Raw genomic sequence first — 15113 nt, forward strand, 5'->3', positions numbered from 1 at the left:
GCCTCCAGAGGCGAATCGAACCGCTCACCGTCCTATGACCAGAGGTTAATCGCGGGTTACGAACGTGTCGAGACCTCCGTTCGTAGATCAGCGCGTGTACGTATTATCCGGCGTACTTGGCCGCATCCTCGTCCGAGATGTCCTCGTTCGAATAGACGTTCTGCACATCGTCCTCGGCGTCCAGCGCGTCCAGCAGCTTGAACAGGGTGCCGACGGCCTCGCCCGTCACGGTCACTTCCGACTGGGGCTTCCAGACGATGGCGGTCGACTTGGGGTCGCCCAGCACCTTGGACATGGCCTCGGCCACTTCGTTCAGGTCCTCGAAGGCGGTCCAGATGGTGTGGCCCGGCGCGTCCTCGTAGATGTCGGGCTTGACCAGATCGCTCTCGACGTCCTGGGCGCCGGCCTCGATGGCGGCTTCCATGACCTCGTCCTCGGTCCCGGCCTCGGCCTTGTAGATGATCTGGCCGACCTTATCCCACATGAAGGCGACCGAGTTCATCTCGCTCAACGCGCCGCCGTTCTTCTTGAAGGCCGCGCCGATGTTGGACGCGGCGCGGTTGCGATTGTCGGTCAGGGCCTCGACGATGATGCCGACGCCGCCGGGGCCCCGGCCCTCGTAGCGGACCTCTTCCATCGTATCGACGTCGCCGCCCGAGGCCTTGTTGATGGCCCGCTGGATCACGTCCTTGGGCAGGCTTTCGGCCTTGGCGTTGTTGACGGCCAGACGCAGGCGCGGATTGGCCGCCGGATCGGGCAGACCCGACTTGGCCGCCACCGTGATGTCGCGCGACAGTTTGGAGAACAGCTTGGAACGCACCGCGTCGGCGCGCCCCTTGCGGTGCATGATGTTCTTGAATTTCGAGTGGCCGGCCATGGGATCGTCTTCGAGAGTCTGAAACCTGAGCCGCGCCTCCTAGCCGATGCGCGGCGGGCTGTCACGATGTACGGGCGTGATGAGCGTCGGGGGGTGGAACCGCGGCCGTTTGGGCGTATTGATCCCTGACGCTGCTATGGAGCCCCCGATGAACACCGCCGACATCTATGAGGCCGAGGGCCGCGCCGACGACGATCTGCACGAGGCCGACATCGTCGAATGGTACGAGACCCGCCCCGTCACCGTCTCCACCGCCGTGGCCGCCGGATCCATCATCACCGCCTTCACCCTGGGCGCCCTGACCGCCGTCGGCGTGCTGTTCCTGACCGGTCGGCTGGACGACTGAGGGCCGTCAACACCTCCGCCCTGGCGAGGGGCGGAGGCGGACTGGGGCGGGTCGCATCCGCCCCTCGCTCATTCCGCCGGCTCCACCGGCGTTGTCGCCGCCTCGCCAAAGCCCTGCTGTCTCGAGCGGGCCATGTGGGCGAGCGTGAGCCAGAACACGGCGAACAGGACGGCGGAAAAGCCGAGCGAGCAGGCGATTTTTTCGGGCGTCGGAGCCTTGAGGTTGAAATAGACCATCTGGAAGATGTTGAGGGCCACAATCCCGCGCAGCATCCAGTCGATCTTGAGCTTGCTGAGCACATAGCTTCCAAGCGGGGCCATGAGGAGAACGACCGGATAGGCGCACAGCCACGTCCGAACCTGATAATCCGTGATCCCCTGATCCCAGAACGCGCGATAGCCGAAGCCCAGGACGCTGATGGCCGCCATCACCATGATGCTCTGGTGCGTGGCGATCTTCTCATCCATCCGGAAACGGGTGACCAGGAGGGTGTACAGGACGATGTCGGCGCCCGTGCCGAACAGGCTGGCGCAGACGCCGCCCGCAAAGAGAATCGCGGCCAGCATCAGTTTGTCGAGGCGGCCCGTGTTCGGCAGCCTGTCCCGGTGCCCCCGGTGTTTGCTGGCGATATAGGCCAGGGCGAAGGTCATGATCAGGCTGAGAAACAGGGCCTGGATGATATAGACCGGAATGCCCTGCATCACGTTCATCCCGAACACGAAGCCCAGGAAGGCGACCGGGACGAACCAGAGAACCGGGGCGTAGGAGGCGAGACGGTTCTGTTTGCGGGACAGGATCCAGATGCTCGCGCTGGTCATGCCCACGCTCTGGATCATCAGGCTGAAGTCGCGCGCCATCCCCCGATCGATGTCGAGAAACACGCTGAGCACGGGGAAGGCCACGGCGCCGCCGCCCTCAGGCGTCAGGCCCGCCACAAAGGCGCCCAGCACCATGATGGCCGGGTAATACCAGTGCTCGACCAGGAACGGGATGCTGTTGAACGTCGCGAACAGGGCGACCCACACCACCATCATGCCGACATACCATCGCCGGAAGATGCGGCTATCGAAGAACATGGACCCCCGCCTCTTCACCTTGTGAACGCTACCATACCGCCGCTTCTGCGCAATTCGGATGTTGGAGCCAAGCCCATCTTCGACGCCCTGGGCGCCGGGCTCAGCCCCCGACCTGGATTTCCTTCACGCGACAGGCGCCGCAGTCCTCGGCTTTCAGGATCAGGGTGTTGGTCCCCGCCATGAAGGGCAATTCCACCGACCGCCCCTCGCGCCATCCGTCGTCCGTGGGCAGATCGACCGCCGCCGCCGCCCCGCCGTTCAGCGAAACCGACACCCGGCCGCCCGCGCCGACCACCGTCACCCGCCGGTCGCCCGCCGCTTGCGCCGTCACCGTATAGCGCAGCCACTCGCCCGTCTCGAACTCGACCACCACGGGCTCGCCGCCGTCCAGACCGACGTCCACGCCGTCGTTGCGCCAGGTCCGTCCGGTGTTCCACCAGGGGATCCGCTCGCCCGGCCCGTCGGTGTCGGCGTCATAGACGTCCTTCCACGCCACGCCCGACCGGCCCAGGTCATAGTCGGCCGCCCGGAGCGTCGCGCCCGCCGTGCCGATCCGATGCGCCGTATACGGAACCGCCGTGTCCGAACGGGGCTGACGCAGCATGGCGTCGACCACGTCGCGGTGTTCGACATTGTTCTCGAACCGGATGTCGTGGGTCGCCAGCCGCATCAGCGTCTCTTGCGCCTCCTGCGCCGACGGCCGCGGCCCCTTGCCCGTCAGATAGGCGACCAGACGGGGCCAGCCGGGGTTGGGCGCGATCTCCAGCGGCTGGTTGAAGCCGATCTTCTTCAGCGGCCAGAAGGCCCAGCCGATGCCTTCGTCCTCGACCAGGGCGATGGTCTCTGTGAACCAGGTGTTGGAGTTCTCGCCGGATTCGCCCAGCCACACCGGCGCGTTGGTCTCGTCCCTCAGCCGCAGGATGTCGGCGATCGAGGCCCGGTCCGTCGCGTTCCAGTATTTGTGGAAGCTGATCGCGGTATTGTCGTCCCACAGGGGCGTGACGCCGCGATAGTTGTTGCCCCAACAATTGCCCTCGATGACGATCATGTGCCGCGGATCGACCTCGCGGATCGCCGCCGTGATCTCGACCATCAGCGACCGCAGCGGGGCGTTGGTCGTCTCCTCGCAGCCATGGCCGCCGCCGGGCGTCTCGAAGTCCCAGTTGGGTTCGTTGATCAGGTCATAGGCGCCGATGGCCGGCTCGTCGGCGTAGCGTTCGGCCAGCCGCCGCCACAGGGCCACGGTCTTGCGGCGGTTCTCCGCGCTGTCCCACAGCGACGGTTTCGACGGGTCGCGATCCGAGATGGCCAGGTCGCTCCCCTGCCCGCCCGGCGCGGCGTGCAGGTCCAGGATCAGATACATCCCATTGGCCTTGACCCAGGCCAGCAGGGCGTCGATCTCGGCGAACCCCTCTTCCTTCCAGGTGTCGCGCCCCGCGACCGGCTCCTGATCCACAGGCAGGGTCAGCCGGTCGTAGTGCATGGGCAGCCGCACCGAGTTGAAGCCCCACCGCCCCATGGCGTCGATATCGGCCTTGGTCGTGTGGTTGGCGCGCCAGGCGGCGTAGAAGGCTTCCGTCTTCTCCTCGCCGATCAGATCGGCGATCCGCGCCCGGATCACATGCTGCGGACCCAGGGCGCCCAGCTGCAGCATATAGCCTTCCTGCAGCACCCAGCCGCCCAGCCCCATGCCGCGCAGAATGACCGGCTCGCCCGTCTCATCGACGATCCGCGTCCCTTCGGCCCGCAGGAAACCGCCCGTCTGCGCCTCGGCCCCACAGGGCGCGCACAGCGCCGCCGTCACGGCCAGGGCCGCGATCCATCCCGTCTTCATGGCGTTCCTCCACGCTCCGTTTTGAGAACGTTCTCACGAGATGCGCGGAATGGCTAGGGTGAGCGATGCCGCCTTGAGGAGACGCCGGAAATGTCTGAGAGGGGTGGGAAGCGGACCTGGCGACTAGTGCGCGTTAGCGACCTCAACGACCGCGTAAATATGGTCGACCGGAATCGAAAGCTTGGTTTTCTCTAGGGTGGGGCCACCCGAGAGTTCGACCTCGAGCATTCCATCATTTGAATGATGGGCGACCTCATCCGGGGTGACAGTGACCGTGAAATCTTCGCTCCACAAGCAGTCGGGTTGGGGCGCGTCAGGCTTGGGAATGCACTCCCGAACCATTACTGGTCCACGCTTGAAGACCGCCAAATCTCCGTCCAAGAACTCGGCTCGGTCGTACAGGTGAGCCCGTCCCCGATAATAGGCGGAGCCTTGGAGAAACAGAGCGCCTGCAGCCCCGCCAATGTCGATCCGTCCCGCGTAGATGTCGGTGCTGTCGCCCTCCACCATTGGAGAGTAAATCTCCCGGCGATTGGCGTGTGCTATGGTTTTGATGCTGACCAAAACGCCGTTGGAAGCGTTTACCGTCGAATTCTGGATGTCCTGTGCGACAGCTGCGCCCGCGACCGTGAGAGCCACCGCCACTACGCAGGAGCGAGATAAGAGCAGACCGAACATGTGGGTTACCTTAGTGGACGGCGGCATTTCGTCCATAGTCGATACATACGCCAGTGGCGACTATCGAGCACACTGAAAGCCCGCAATGGGTCGAAGGCGGTCATCGACACTTGCGCCGAAAGCCGCGCCCGCCCCAGGACGCCGCCCTTCCCTCACCCCGCCTTCAGATTCTCCACCACCGCCCTCAGCTTGGCCGGCAGGGGCTTGGGCCGGCGCGTCTCGGCGTCGACATAGACGTGGACGAAATGGCCGACGGCGGCGGGCACGTCGGCGCTGCGCTTGAACACGGCGAAGCCATAGCTGACGCTGGAGGTGCCGATCCGGTCCACCTTGATCCCGACCTCGATCACATCGGGGAACTTCAGCGCCGAGGTGTATTGGCAGCCGCTGTCCACCACCAGGCCGATGGACTCGTCCAGCGCATTGGCGATCATCAGATGGGCGTTCACCGCCGAGTCCACGAACTCGTAGAATTTGGCGTTGTTGATATGGCCGTACTGGTCGTTGTCGGCCCAGCGCGTCGAGACCATGTGAAACGCCTTGTAGGTCGCGCGTTCGGCCAAGGGGCCCAGTTCCGTCTTCGGCATTGTGGTCTTCCTCCTGGGCGACATTCGGCGTCGCTCTCGATGCGAGGCTCGGGCTTGGACGCCGTTGCGTCAAGCGCCTATCGATAGGGGACAGATCACAAGGCGCTCAAGCAGCCGACGACCGCGTCGGCGGCGGTAGCGCAAGAAAGAGCGTGACCATGAGCATCACCACCCGCGCCGCCGTCCTGTCCGCCATGGGCGCCGCGCACCCCTACCGCGACAGCAGGCCCCTCTCCGTCGAGACGGTCACATTGGACCCGCCCGGCCCCGGCGAGGTCCTGGTCGCGATCAGGGCCGCCGGCCTGTGCCACTCGGACCTCAGCGTCATCAACGGCGACCGTCCCCGCCCCCTGCCCATGGCCCTGGGGCATGAGGCCGCAGGCGTGGTCGAGGCCCTGGGCGACGGCGTCACGGACCTCAGCATCGGCGACCACGTCGTCATGGTCTTCATGCCGTCCTGCGGCCATTGCGACCCGTGCGCCGGCGGCCGTCCCGCCCTGTGCGAGCCGGGCGCCGCCGCCAACGGCAAGGGCGAGCTTCTGTCCGGCGCCCGCCGCCTCTTCCGCGAGGGCGAGCCGGTCAACCACCACCTCGGCTGCTCCGCCTTCGCCGAACGCGCCGTCGTCTCGCGCCGGTCCCTGGTCAAGATCGACCCCGACCTGTCGTTCGAGGAGGCGGCCCTGTTCGGTTGCGCCGTCCTGACCGGCGTCGGCGCCGTGGTGAACACCGCAGGGGTCAAGGCGGGCCAGAGCGTCGTGGTCATCGGCCTGGGCGGCGTCGGCCTGTCCAGCGTCCTCGGCGCCCTCGCCTCCGGCGCCTCGCCGGTCGTCGCCGTCGATCTGTCGGAGGACAAGCTGGCCCTGGCCCGCACCCTCGGCGCCACTTCAGGCTTGGTCCAGACCGTCAACGGCGCCGCTCCGGACGCCGTCGATCAGGTCCGCGCCCTGACCAAGGGCGGCGCCGACTTCGCCTTCGAAATGGCCGGCTCGGCCCGCGCCCTCGACGCCGCCTGGAAGATGACCCGGCGCGGCGGGACCACCGTCACCGCCGGCCTGCCCCCGCCCGAGGCGGCCCTGGCCGTCAACATCGTCTCCCTGGTGGGCGAGGAGCGCACCCTGAAGGGCTCCTATATCGGAACCTGTGTCCCCAGCCGCGACATCCCCCGCTACGTCGCCCTCTACCGCCAGGGCCGCCTGCCCGTGGACCGGCTGATGGGCGGCGTCATCCCGCTCGACGATATCAACGCCGGCTTCGACCGCCTGCACGCCGGCGAGGTGGTGCGGCTGGTGGTCAGGCCCTGACCACCAGCCCTGAAGTCACTCCGCCGCCCGCGGCGGGGCGTTCTTCACATACTGGTCCATCCAGCGGGTCATCTCCCAAAGCGTGTGGCCCACCGATTCCCGCGCGCGGTATCCGTGGGCCTCGAGCGGCAGGGTGACGTAACGCGCCGTCGCCCCCAGCCCCTTCAGCGCCGCATAGAAGCGCTCGCTCTGGACCGGGAAGGTGCCCGAGTTATCGTCCGCCTCGCCATGGATCAGCAGGATCGGCTCGTTCAGCCTGTTCGCATAGGTGAAGGGCGACATCTCGGTATAGATCTCGGTCGCCTCCCAATAGTTGCGCTGCTCGGACTGGAAGCCGAACGGCGTCAGGGTGCGGTTATAGGCGCCCGACCGCGCGATCCCGGTCCTGAACAGGTCGCTGTGCGCCAGCAGGTTGGCGGTCATGAAGGCGCCGTAGCTGTGGCCCCCGACCGCGATCCGGTCCCGATCCGCCACCCCCATGCCGACCACCGCATCCACCGCCGCCTGGGCGTCGGCGACCAGCTGTTCGACATAGGTGTCGTTCGGCTCGGCCCCGTCCTTGCCGATGATGGGCATGGAGGGGTTGTCGAAGATCGCATAGCCCTGGGTCAGCAGGAACAGGTGGCTGGACCCGCCCGGCCGCACGAACCGGTTCTGCACGTCCACCGTCTGGCCCGCCACCGCCGCATCGGTGAACTCGGCCGGATAGGCCCACATCAGCATGGGCAGGGGCCCGTCGCGATCCTTGTCGTAACCGGCGGGCAGATACAGGGTCCCCGACAGCTTGACCCCGTCGGCCCGCTCATAGGTCACCAGCTGGCGCGTCGCCCCGGCCAGCTGCGGCGCCGGATCAGGGAACTGGGTCAGTTGCGTGGTCTGGCCCGTCGTCAGGTCGCGGATCTGCAGGTTCGGCGGGTCCAGCCGCGTCTCGCGCTGCGTCACCACCCGCTTGCCGTCCGCGTCCAGGAAGCCGACCACCGCCTCGTAATCCGTGTCGGCCGAGGTCCACAGCCGCTCGCTGCGCCCCGTCGCCGGGTCCATGGCCGCCAGGAAGGGGAAGGCGCCCCGCGGCGTCGCCCCGGCCCCCGACATCAGGATGCGTCCCTGGGGATCGAAGCGGATCACCGACCGGCCCGCCGCATTGGGCTGGGTCACCGGCTGGCCCGGATCGTCGTAGCGCGCCTGATAGTTCCGCTCCAGCAGCACCCGACCCTCGCCGGGGTTCGACGGATCGACCACGAGCCGCGTCTCGTGCCGGGTGTTGAACCAGCGGCTGTTGACCACGGCCAGGTCGTCCTTGCCCCAGACGATCCCGGCGTAGCGTTCCTTCAGGTCGATCAGCTTGACCGGCTCGGCCGTGAAGGGCGCGGCCTGCATGAAGACCCGGTCGCGGAACTCCACCTCGCGCTTGAGGTCGCCGCCGTCCAGGGCCTCGACCCAGGTCAGGGTCGCCGGCGCATCGGCCCGCCAGCCCACCGATCGCGGCCCCGGCGCCACGGCGTCAAACGCGGTGGGCACATCGTCCCGCAACGGCAGATCGGCGACGGTGCGCACCACCCGCCCGTTCAGGTCCGTCACCACGATCTCGGTGGGGAACAGGTTGTCCGGCACCGCATAGGAGTAAGGCCGCTTGGCGATCTCGTGCAGGATGTATTTCCCGTCCGGTGATGCCGCGCTGTCCAGATAGACCGCCGGCGCCCCAATCGTCCGTGCACGGCCGTTCAACGGAACCAGGGTCAGCTGCGAGGTGAAATAGTGATCGAACAGGGCCTCGTCGCCGGGATTCGACAGCAGGTCCTGATAGGTCCGCACCGGCGCCACACGCCCGGCCGTCTCCTCGATGTTCGGCCCCGTCGGCGCCGTCGTCACATCGGGCGCCGGCCCCCGCCCGGCCGGAACCGCCTCGACCAGCAGGCCCGAACTGTCGGGCAGCCATTCATAGCCCGTCCCGCCCGTCATATTGACGACCGGATCGGTCAGTTTCCGCGCCCGCGCCGTCGCCACGTCCACGACCCACAGCTCCAGCCCCGTCGGCCGGTCCAGCACGAAGGCCAGGGATTTCGCATCGGGCGAGAAGCGCGGCGCCGTGAACCGCGCCTCGGTCGGCAGGGCCACGACCCGCGCCGGTCCCCCGTCCACCGCCTGCAGGCTCAGCCCGGTCAGCCAGGACACCCGGCTCTCGGCCATGCCGTTGTTGCGCGGATTGATCCGCGTCCCCGCCAGCCGCAGCATCGGCTCGGCCAGCGCCTTGATGCTGGGCAGGTTGGACCGGTCCAGCAGCACCAGGGTCTTGCGATCCGGGCTCAGCATCGGCGCCGGCGTCGGCTTGGCGTCCAGGATGTCGGCGATCGGCGACGGCGGCTGCTGATAGACCGAAACCGCCGGAGCGGCCCCGTTCTGACCGGCGCCCTGGGCGAACGCCCCGCTCGCCGTCGAGGCCATCAACACCGCCGCCAGCGCAAGACCGGCCCCACGAACACGCATCATCATCCGAAATCCCCCACGAGTTACAAGCGTGAGACCTAACGACACCCGACGCGCGGCGCCAAGCCGTTTTGACGTTACACTGTCACAGTCGCTCTACTGGCCCGATGGACCGCTCAACGAAAACGGCGGCCCCGTCGGGGCCGCCGTCTCCACGTCCCGACCCGGTGGATCAGAACTTCATCGTCACCGTGGCGTTGTAGGTCTGGTAGTCCAGATCCTCGCGATCGACCATCGAGGCGGCCTTCAGCGTCACGCCGAACCGGTCGCCCTCGATGGCGACCGAACCGCCGATCTCGGCCCATTCGCTGTCATTGCTGGCGCCGGCGAAGACCCCGCCGAAGCCGTCGGCCGCGACGAAGGCGGCCTCGACATTGCGGTTGTCGCCCGCCAGCTCATGCACCCAGCGCACGTCCAGCGCCGGCTTGATGCTCCAGCGGCCGCGACTTGTCTCGCCGCCGACCCGCAGCCCGATATGGTGCTGCAGCGAATCGAACGACTGGTCGGCGACGCTCAGGGCCGCGACCCCGCCCGTCTCCTGATAGGCGTCCAGATCGACCGAATAGGCGTTCAGCCCGATGTTCGGCTGCAGCTTCAGCCCGCCGCGCGTCAGGTTGAAGCCCAGTTCGGCCCCGCCGCTGACCACCTTGCCGTCCGTCTCTCCGTCGGCGCGGAAGCTGGCGCCGCCGATGGCGAAGGCCCGTTCGGTGTCCAGATCCGCCGCGCCATAACCGACCTTGGCCCCCAGATAGGCGCCGTAAGCCAGGTCCACCGCCCCATAGAGGGTCGCCTGAACCTGACGGCTGTCGGCCGTGCTGATCCCCTCGGCGAAGTCGGACTCGCCCTCGGCATAGGCCAGGCTGGCCCCCACGGTCAGGGCGTCGATGGTCCGTTCCAGGCCGCCGACGACATACCAGGCGCTCTGGTCGTCGCTGCGGCTGTCCGCCAGGGTTCCGCGCAACTGGCCCGCCTCGCCCTCGACGGCGCCGGCGCCGAAATAGGCCGAAACCCCCTGTTTCCATCCGCCCCAGCGCGCCCGTTCCTGGGCCTGGCGGGTCGCCATGCCGGCCGCTGCGGCCGTCGCCGCCGGATCCAGCGACGCGACCTCCACGCCCGACCCGATCAGGGTCAGGCCTTCGCTCGCCCCGCCCGAGCGATCCCGGGCGATCCGTCCGTCCACCACGCCGCGCAGAGCCTCGGTCTGGGCCGACAGCAGGGTCACGCCGGAGTGGGCGGCGAAGGGCGACAGGCTCTCCAGCCCGACCTCCAGGGCCTCGCCTTCCAGCAGGTCTGTCTGGGCGTAGATGTCGCCCAGGGCCGCATAATCCGTGGCCCGCGCCGCATCCAGCATGCCGCCGACGGTGCGTTGGGCGCGCGAATTCGGATTGATGAAGTCCAGATAGGACGCGGCCTCGATCTCCACCTCCACGCTGGTCATGGTGTAGTCCAGCACCGGGTACAGCACGCCCGAGATGTCGGTGACGGCGTCGAATTCGCCGTCGATGCCGCCCTGGGCCGTCAGCACCGTATAGGTCTGGCCGAACTTCGGCGCGCTGATGAAGTTGAGCCCCAGCAGCCCGCCCAGCGAGGCAATGCCGGCCGTGCCCTCGAAACTGTCGGCCAGAACCGTCAGACGGTCGGATTGATCACCACCGATGTCGATGAACAGGCGCGAGCCCGACGCCAGCACCAGATCGCTCAACAGGGTCAGCTCGCCGATCTCGCCCTGCCCGCCCGGGGCGATCGAGCCCATGGCCGAGGTCAGCACCGTGGAGTCGACTACGCCCGAACCGCTCAGAACCCCGCCCGCCAGCAGCATTTCAAAGGTCAGCAGCGCGCCGTCCACGTTCAACTGACCGGCCCAGACGCCGACGTCGTTCTGGGCGAACAACAGGCCGTCCGCGCCGATGTTCAGCACCGCGCCGCTGGTCCCGATGGTCAACCGGTCGATGACGGCGGGGGCGTTCAGCGTCGTCGTTCCCGCCGACATCAGGTTGACGTCGTAGAACAGCGGCTTCTCGCCGGCCAGCACATCGCCCTGGACGTTGAACGGCACGAAATTCGTCGAACCCGGTCCGCCCGGAACGATCTCGAACGGCAGGGTCGCGCCCGGCGCCGTGCCCACCGCCGAGGCTTCGTGCCGCACCGCCGGTCCGGAGGCGGTCTGACCGCGCGAACTGCCGGCCGCCCCGCCGGCCCCGCCCGCCCCGCCCGCCCCGCCCGCGACGATCCCGCTCATATCGACGATCGTGCGGCCGCCGGTCACCTCGGCCTTGACCGGCTGAGCGCCGCCGCTCAAGCCGTCCTCGCGGTCATGGTTGTAGTCGGCCAGTTGTCCCGCATCGGCGCAATCGCCGAAGAAGCAGATGCTGCCCCATTCGCCGCCGCGCGAATCCACGCCCTCGGCCGGCGTGGCGGGCAGGCCCGTGACCAGATTGCCGTTGGCGTCGATGATCTTGTAGTTCGGATCCATCATCTGGACCCAGTGGGCCGGATCGAACCAGTCGCCGTTCCCGCCGGTCGTGGTGACGTATTTGTAGGGGTTGTTGGCGACGATCCAGTCGGTGAACAGATACAGGGGCTGATAGCCCGCCGTCGTGCCGTAGCTGGCCGATCCCTGGCCGTTGAAATAGCGCGATCCCAGCGACAGGACGCCCACGACCACCGGCGTGTCGAAGGCCCGATCCAGGATCAGGGGACCGCCCGAGTCGCCCCCCGCCGTCATGCCTTCGTTCTCCAGCGCGACGTCGTCGCCGAAGATGTTGAAGTCGAAGGTCGCGGTCCCGGCCGGATCGTCGAAATCGACCATATAGAGGTTCTGGCTCAGCCCGCCCTGGGCGCCGTCGCCGAACAGGAACAGATTGATGTCATCCAGCGACGTCAGGGCGCCGATCATGTTCTCGGCGGCGCGGCGGCGGAAGTCGATTCCCTGAACCGCCCCCAACGATCCCGTACCGCTGGCGCCATAGCCGCCGGTGATCACATGCCGGTCCTCGTCGCCGGTCAGCGGCGAGAACAGCATGGCCCAGGTCGGCACGCCCTTGGCCGGCGAATCCAGCACGCCGATGGCGACATCGCCCTCATAGAAGCCGCCGCCCTGGGCGTCTTCCAGCGAGCGGGGGTCATAGAAGACCCGGCTCATGTTGTAGTGCTGGTCGATATAGCTGGTGGCGTAGTCGCCGCTGGTGATCCAGTTCAGGATGCCGTCGAAGGCGTCGCCCTTGAACCCGATGCTGATCGGTCTGCCCTGGCCCTGGGATCCGTAGGCGACGTCGGGGAGGTCGTTGACGCAGTGGGCGGCGAACAGCACGGTGCGCGGATTGATCAGGCTGCCGGTGCAGACCCCCACCGAGCCGCCGCCGGTGTCGACGATGATGTTGCCGATGCCGTTGATCGCATCAGGGTCGGCCAGGACCGGCGGCGCGTTCGGGCTGAAGTTGTCATTGGGCACCTCCGCCGCCGCCGTTCCCGCCGCCGCGATCAGCCCGATCACCGACGCCGTCGCCAGCCAGCGACGACGACCCGTCCCGTTACGTTCAATCATGCCGTGCACTCCCCTCAAAATCCTGGGAGCCACCGTGCCGTATTATTTCCCGACTGCAATAGGCTTACGACCGGCCTGGACCAATTTGTGTCAAAAACGTTACACCCGGTACAGCACAGCTTGGGCGCGACGACGCTCCGGGCTTCACCGGGCCCTCGCGCGACACGCCCCTCTCAGACCGTCACCATCCCGAACGCCGGCTCGATCCCCCGCGTCGTCTCCAGCCGCAGGAAATAGACGCCCGGCCGAAGCAGCAGCGTCGCCCGCGCCTGTCCCGGCTCCAGCAAAAGATGATCGGCCGGGATCACCGCCCCTTCGCCCCTATGCAGGGCCTGCACCAGGGCCGGTCCCTCGAACGCCGGAACCGAAACTTCGACGGCCTTGCGCGCCGGATCCGCCGCCAGCCAGCCCGGACGCCCGGCGACCTTGGGCAGGCGCGGATGAAAGACGCTCAGATCGACCTTGCCGTCAAAAATCCTGTCGGAGAAGGCCCGTCCGGCGCGTGACACCGCGATCGGTCGCTTCGGTGCGAACCGCTCCAGTACGGCGGCGACCTCCGCCGTATCCGCCTCGGGACGGGTCGCGGGCCATTGGCCCGACTGTTCGATGGTCAGGGGGTCGATCCCCGTCGCCGCCTTCAGCTGGCCGGCGAACCACAGCCCGCCCAGCCCCTCGACCTCCATGGCGTGACTGTAGCCGCACAGGACGAAGATCCGCGCGTCGGGGCGCGGCTTCAGCACATTTTCGATCAGATTCCTGGCCTGGGCGACCTCCCGCGCGGTCGTGCGCGCGTCCATGTCGGCCTCGGCGGGCGGCTGCTGGTCCGGCCGCTGCTCATAGTCGGCGAACACATAGCCCAGGGCCGCCGCTTCCCGCACCGTCTCGGCATAGACGGGGTCGGCGATGTAATAGCCCAGCCCCTGATGAAAGGGCGCGCCGGTCCGATAGGAGTCGATCCTGCCGAAGGTCTCGGCCGCGAAGGTGTCGAAGCCCAGCGGACGCAAGGCGCGCATCACCCGCGCCGCAAAGCCGCGATGGCCCGAGACGTTGTGCGCCTCGTTCAGGATGACGATCTGCCTGCCCGCCGCCGCCCGAACGATAGCCTCCAGAGCGTCTTCGGCCTCGGCGTCGGCCAGATCGGGCATCGGCCGGTCGGGGGACCGCGTCCGCTCGTCAAACCCGACCGCAATCGCCTCGTCTCCGACGAAGGCGGCGAACCAGGGCAGATAGAAGCGCGCATTCTCATCGCCGGCTTCGACCTGGGCCTTCAGTTCCAGATAGAGGGGCAGATAGCGGCCCTCGGCCTGATACTGATCGCTCGCCGTCAGTCGCTCCTGCCCCTCGGCGCGCCGTCCCGCCATGACCGCCGTCGCCATCAGCGACAGACCCAGAAACCGCCTCGTCAGCATAAGCGCCCCCACAACCCGAGAGCGAGAACCGACGACGTTCAGGCGGCCCTGTCAACCCGTCGGCAACGCCTCGCCCCAGCCGGCCCCTCGACCGGTCCCGGGCTTCACATTTCGTCGATATTCGAGATTGAAATCTCCATGCCGGGCGATACAGTCGCGCCCGCACATCGGGGGGTGGTCATGACGGTTACAGACAAGGCGCCTGGGCGGGCGCCGGCGGTTGAACGGGTCTTTCCGGGACTGGCCATCGTCATGGTGCTGGTCGTTGTCGCCGGCTTTTCGCTCCAGCTGGCGACGGGGCGTTCCAGCTTCGACGTCCCGCTGCTGGTCCACGCCCACGCCATCGTCTTCATGGGCTGGCTGGCGATCTTTCTGGCGCAGAATCTGCTGATCGCCACGGGTCAGGTCCGTTGGCACCGCCCGCTGGGATGGCTGGCGACCGTCTGGCTGGCGCCCATGCTGATCCTGGGCTGGCTGGTGACCGAGGCCATGGTGCGTCGGGGCGAGGTCCCCTTCTTCTTCCGGCCTCTGCAGTTGCTCATCTTCGACCCCCTGTCGCTGATCACCTTCGTCGGCCTGACGATTGCGGCGGTCGTTCTTCGGCGGTCGACCGACTGGCATCGCCGCCTGCACTATTCCGCCATGGCCATCCTGCTGGGGGCGGCCGTCGGTCGGCTGCTGCCCATGCCGCTGCTGGTCCCCTGGGCGTGGGAGGCGACGACGGTCGTCACCCTTCTGTTTCCGGTCATCGGCATGATCGTCGACCTGCGGAAAGCCCGCCGGATTCACCCGGCCTGGTTCTGGGGTCTGGGGGTCCAGGTCGCGATGATCGTGGCGATCGAGGCCGTCACCTGGTCGCCCGTCGGCACGCGCCTGTACGAAATGGTCACGGCCGGCTCCCCCGGCGCGGCCGTCGCGCCTCTCGACTTCCCCGCGCCGCCGGGCCCGCCGCCTCCGACGGCTTGAGCCGACGCTCC

Annotated in this window: 11 protein-coding genes; 3 read left to right on the plus strand and 8 right to left on the minus strand. The window is 67.8% G+C overall.

From position 1 onward, the window contains the following. Window positions 1–103 precede the first annotated feature (103 nt). Window positions 104–877 (minus strand): YebC/PmpR family DNA-binding transcriptional regulator, encoded by a 774-nt coding sequence (locus tag ACP7CK_RS06595; RefSeq protein WP_008262780.1) that lies wholly within the window; start codon window positions 875–877, stop codon window positions 104–106. A gap of 148 nt (window positions 878–1025) precedes the next feature. Between ACP7CK_RS06595 and ACP7CK_RS06600 the strand changes: the two genes are divergently transcribed. Beyond that, on the plus strand, window positions 1026–1223 hold the full coding sequence (locus ACP7CK_RS06600; RefSeq protein WP_008260485.1) for a hypothetical protein: 198 nt from the start codon (window positions 1026–1028) through the stop codon (window positions 1221–1223). 68 nt (window positions 1224–1291) lie between these two features. Here the strand turns inward: ACP7CK_RS06600 and ACP7CK_RS06605 are convergent, their stop codons facing one another. The 4 genes from ACP7CK_RS06605 to ACP7CK_RS06620 all read right to left on the minus strand — a co-directional run bounded on the left by ACP7CK_RS06605 (window position 1292) and on the right by ACP7CK_RS06620 (window position 5398). Continuing rightward, window positions 1292–2299 carry a sulfite exporter TauE/SafE family protein gene (locus ACP7CK_RS06605; RefSeq protein ID WP_426025506.1) on the minus strand — a complete coding sequence of 336 codons (1008 nt, stop codon included), beginning with the start codon at window positions 2297–2299 and terminating at the stop codon, window positions 1292–1294. Between the two features lie 100 nt (window positions 2300–2399). Further along, on the minus strand, window positions 2400–4133 hold the full coding sequence (locus ACP7CK_RS06610; RefSeq protein ID WP_426025507.1) for a cellulase family glycosylhydrolase: 1734 nt from the start codon (window positions 4131–4133) through the stop codon (window positions 2400–2402). A gap of 123 nt (window positions 4134–4256) precedes the next feature. Then, window positions 4257–4811, minus strand: a complete 555-nt coding sequence (locus ACP7CK_RS06615) for a hypothetical protein (RefSeq protein ID WP_426025508.1) — start codon at window positions 4809–4811, stop codon at window positions 4257–4259. 152 nt (window positions 4812–4963) lie between these two features. After that, window positions 4964–5398, minus strand: a complete 435-nt coding sequence (locus ACP7CK_RS06620) for an acyl-CoA thioesterase (protein WP_008258890.1) — start codon at window positions 5396–5398, stop codon at window positions 4964–4966. A gap of 158 nt (window positions 5399–5556) precedes the next feature. On the opposite strand from ACP7CK_RS06620, the gene ACP7CK_RS06625 reads away from it, so the two are divergent. Next, window positions 5557–6699: a zinc-dependent alcohol dehydrogenase family protein gene (locus ACP7CK_RS06625; RefSeq protein WP_426025509.1), complete on the plus strand. Its 1143-nt coding sequence runs from the start codon at window positions 5557–5559 to the stop codon at window positions 6697–6699. 15 nt (window positions 6700–6714) lie between these two features. On the opposite strand, the gene ACP7CK_RS06630 is transcribed toward ACP7CK_RS06625, so the two are convergent. The 3 genes from ACP7CK_RS06630 to ACP7CK_RS06640 all read right to left on the minus strand — a co-directional run bounded on the left by ACP7CK_RS06630 (window position 6715) and on the right by ACP7CK_RS06640 (window position 14136). Next, window positions 6715–9189 (minus strand): prolyl oligopeptidase family serine peptidase, encoded by a 2475-nt coding sequence (locus tag ACP7CK_RS06630; RefSeq protein ID WP_426025510.1) that lies wholly within the window; start codon window positions 9187–9189, stop codon window positions 6715–6717. A gap of 166 nt (window positions 9190–9355) precedes the next feature. After that, complete coding sequence (locus tag ACP7CK_RS06635) at window positions 9356–12727, minus strand: autotransporter domain-containing protein (RefSeq protein WP_426025511.1); 3372 nt, start codon at window positions 12725–12727, stop codon at window positions 9356–9358. 173 nt (window positions 12728–12900) lie between these two features. Continuing rightward, window positions 12901–14136 carry a hypothetical protein gene (locus ACP7CK_RS06640; protein WP_426025512.1) on the minus strand — a complete coding sequence of 412 codons (1236 nt, stop codon included), beginning with the start codon at window positions 14134–14136 and terminating at the stop codon, window positions 12901–12903. A 180-nt stretch (window positions 14137–14316) separates the two neighbouring features. On the opposite strand from ACP7CK_RS06640, the gene ACP7CK_RS06645 reads away from it, so the two are divergent. Further along, entirely contained in the window at window positions 14317–15102 is a 786-nt protein-coding gene (locus tag ACP7CK_RS06645) for a hypothetical protein (protein WP_426025513.1), read from the plus strand. Window positions 15103–15113: the final 11 nt, after the last annotated feature.

The organism is Brevundimonas sp. TSRC1-1 (assembly GCF_049898245.1).
GTDB classification, from domain to species: Bacteria; Pseudomonadota; Alphaproteobacteria; order Caulobacterales; family Caulobacteraceae; genus Brevundimonas; species Brevundimonas mediterranea_A.

What these genes read in the sequence shown, in the direction of transcription:
- ACP7CK_RS06625 (WP_426025509.1), top strand. Translation starts at nt 5,557, where the DNA reads ATGAGCATCACCACCCGCGCCGCCGTCCTGTCCGCCATGGGCGCCGCG.
- ACP7CK_RS06645 (WP_426025513.1), top strand. Translation starts at nt 14,317, where the DNA reads ATGACGGTTACAGACAAGGCGCCTGGGCGGGCGCCGGCGGTTGAACGG.
- ACP7CK_RS06635 (WP_426025511.1), bottom strand. Translation starts at nt 12,727, where the DNA reads ATGATTGAACGTAACGGGACGGGTCGTCGTCGCTGGCTGGCGACGGCG.
- ACP7CK_RS06620 (WP_008258890.1), bottom strand. Translation starts at nt 5,398, where the DNA reads ATGCCGAAGACGGAACTGGGCCCCTTGGCCGAACGCGCGACCTACAAG.
- ACP7CK_RS06605 (WP_426025506.1), bottom strand. Translation starts at nt 2,299, where the DNA reads ATGTTCTTCGATAGCCGCATCTTCCGGCGATGGTATGTCGGCATGATG.
- ACP7CK_RS06600 (WP_008260485.1), top strand. Translation starts at nt 1,026, where the DNA reads ATGAACACCGCCGACATCTATGAGGCCGAGGGCCGCGCCGACGACGAT.
- ACP7CK_RS06615 (WP_426025508.1), bottom strand. Translation starts at nt 4,811, where the DNA reads ATGTTCGGTCTGCTCTTATCTCGCTCCTGCGTAGTGGCGGTGGCTCTC.
- ACP7CK_RS06610 (WP_426025507.1), bottom strand. Translation starts at nt 4,133, where the DNA reads ATGAAGACGGGATGGATCGCGGCCCTGGCCGTGACGGCGGCGCTGTGC.
- ACP7CK_RS06640 (WP_426025512.1), bottom strand. Translation starts at nt 14,136, where the DNA reads ATGCTGACGAGGCGGTTTCTGGGTCTGTCGCTGATGGCGACGGCGGTC.
- ACP7CK_RS06630 (WP_426025510.1), bottom strand. Translation starts at nt 9,189, where the DNA reads ATGATGATGCGTGTTCGTGGGGCCGGTCTTGCGCTGGCGGCGGTGTTG.
- ACP7CK_RS06595 (WP_008262780.1), bottom strand. Translation starts at nt 877, where the DNA reads ATGGCCGGCCACTCGAAATTCAAGAACATCATGCACCGCAAGGGGCGC.